Below are 269 nucleotides of genomic sequence, written 5' to 3'. Positions count from 1 at the left end.
AAGTTACACATACTCTGTATCGGGCGACTATATTGTCAGTGTTATTGTCAAAGATGGTGCGGGTAATACTGTGACGGCAACAGAAACAGTACGCGTGGTTATTCAGCCTATAGCGGCATTTTCTTTATCTCAAACTGAATTTACTGTGATGTTGACTAACACGTCTAGCCAAGGTTTTGGTCATTTGACTTATCTATGGGATTTTGGCGATAACAGTACTAGTACGGCGCAAAACCCAAGCCATACTTATACAGCAGCAGGTACTTATA

General features: G+C 41.3%; 1 protein-coding gene. It reads left to right on the top strand.

Translation table 11 applies throughout. The annotated features are described in order from the left end of the window. A partial coding sequence (locus AAEY98_RS22375; protein ID WP_351019790.1) for a PKD domain-containing protein occupies positions 1-269 on the top strand: 269 nt, incomplete at both ends.

This window comes from Shewanella sp. AC91-MNA-CIBAN-0169, assembly GCF_040310165.1.
GTDB lineage: Bacteria > Pseudomonadota > Gammaproteobacteria > Enterobacterales > Shewanellaceae > Shewanella.
The sequence above is the reverse complement of the archived record's forward strand: the minus strand, read 5'-3'. Positions and strand labels throughout refer to the sequence as shown.